We start from the raw sequence: 1,395 nt of genomic DNA on the forward strand, positions 1-1,395 counted from the left end.
GATCTCGCCGAGATGATCATGGTCGCCCACGATGTGACCGTGCACATGGAGCCGATCTCCGACGTTCGCCATCATGGCTCCCATTATCGGGGACCGTGGTGCACATCACAACCCGTCCCGCTCTGCTATGGCGCGGGCGACGGCGGTTTCGATCAGATGCCTGCTCTGCTCTTCGGTGAAGATGCCCGGCAGCGTGAGCCGGTCCATGATCAGCCAATTCAACGCCAGGTACAGCAGTAACACGGTGTCCTCGTCGCCGGGCATGCCGGCGTCGATGTGGTTGCGGACGTTGTATTCGATATCGGCGCGGACTCGTTCGGTGAGCACTTCGCGCAGTTCCGGTCTCCGGGTCGCTTCCAGGCGTAGTTCCAGCAGGGCGAGGTAACCGGTGCGGAAGGTTTCCAGGCGGTCCACCACGTCGGTCATCAACTCGGTGATGGTTTCCTTCGTCTTCGGCCCGCCGAGCTTGGCCATCATCGCGGCGCTGGGTTCGAGCCGCTCGTAGAAGCGGCTGCCGGTCTGGGTCATCAGGTCGTCGCGGTTGGCGAAGTAATTCGAGGCCGTGCCCGCGGGGACGCCGGCCTCCTTGTCCACCGCGCGGAAGGTCAACCCCCGCGCGCCCTCGCGGGCCAGGACCTCGATGGCCGCGTCGAGCAAAGCCTGCCTGCGCTCCGGATTCGTTCTCACCTTGACACCACTCCGTTTGTAGTACTACGTTTAAACCACTACAAACAGAGTACAACATTCCAGGTGGTTCACATGCGAAAGCTCGTCTACTACGTCGGCATGACCCTCGACGGTTATATCGCCGGTCCCGATGGCGGCATCGACTTCTTTCCGCTCCCGCCGGACTTCACCGAATGGATCGCCACCGACTACCCCGAAACCCTCCCGGCTCATGCCTGGCCGCATTTCGGGGTAGCCGAGGGTATGACCGGCACGAACTTCGACACTGTCGTGATGGGTCGCGGCACCTATGAGCCCGGCCTGGCCGTCGGGATCACCAGCCCGTACCCGCATCTGCGTCAGTACGTCGTGTCCAGCACGCTCGCGACGATCGACGACTCGGGCGTCGAGCTGGTGGAATCGGACCCGGTCGGCCTCGTGCGGCGGTTGAAGCAGGAGGACGGCCTCGATATCTGGCTGGCCGGCGGCGGCAAGCTCGCCGGTGAGCTCATCGATGAGATCGACGAACTCGTCGTCAAGAGCTATCCGGTATCGGCCGGTGCCGGTGTCCGGGCGCTCGACGGTCCGTTCCGGCCGACGCGCTTCACTCCCACCAGGCGGCGCGAGTTCGGCAACGGCACCCAGGTCACCTGGCTCACCCGGGCCTGAGACCCGGCTCCGACCAGGCCGATCACCGGCGGCAATAGCCCGTCGGCATCGGTATCAAAC

The 1,395-nt window shown here is 64.3% G+C and carries 3 protein-coding genes; 1 reads left to right on the forward strand and 2 read right to left on the reverse strand.

What is annotated here, in order from left to right:
- Positions 1 to 84 (reverse strand): DUF1918 domain-containing protein (locus tag RJ05_RS32850; protein ID WP_373365046.1); only part of this gene is annotated, 84 nt, incomplete at its 3' end.
- A 21-nt stretch (positions 85 to 105) separates the two neighbouring features.
- Positions 106 to 687: a TetR/AcrR family transcriptional regulator gene (locus RJ05_RS01505; protein ID WP_036532162.1), complete on the reverse strand. Its 582-nt coding sequence runs from the start codon at positions 685 to 687 to the stop codon at positions 106 to 108.
- A gap of 72 nt (positions 688 to 759) precedes the next feature.
- Between RJ05_RS01505 and RJ05_RS01510 the strand changes: the two genes are divergently transcribed.
- Positions 760 to 1,335: a dihydrofolate reductase family protein gene (locus tag RJ05_RS01510; RefSeq protein ID WP_036532164.1), complete on the forward strand. Its 576-nt coding sequence runs from the start codon at positions 760 to 762 to the stop codon at positions 1,333 to 1,335.
- Positions 1,336 to 1,395 lie beyond the last annotated feature (60 nt).

Origin of the sequence: Nocardia cyriacigeorgica NBRC 100375 (assembly GCF_000308555.1) — a bacterium.
Classification (GTDB): domain Bacteria; phylum Actinomycetota; class Actinomycetes; order Mycobacteriales; family Mycobacteriaceae; genus Nocardia; species Nocardia cyriacigeorgica.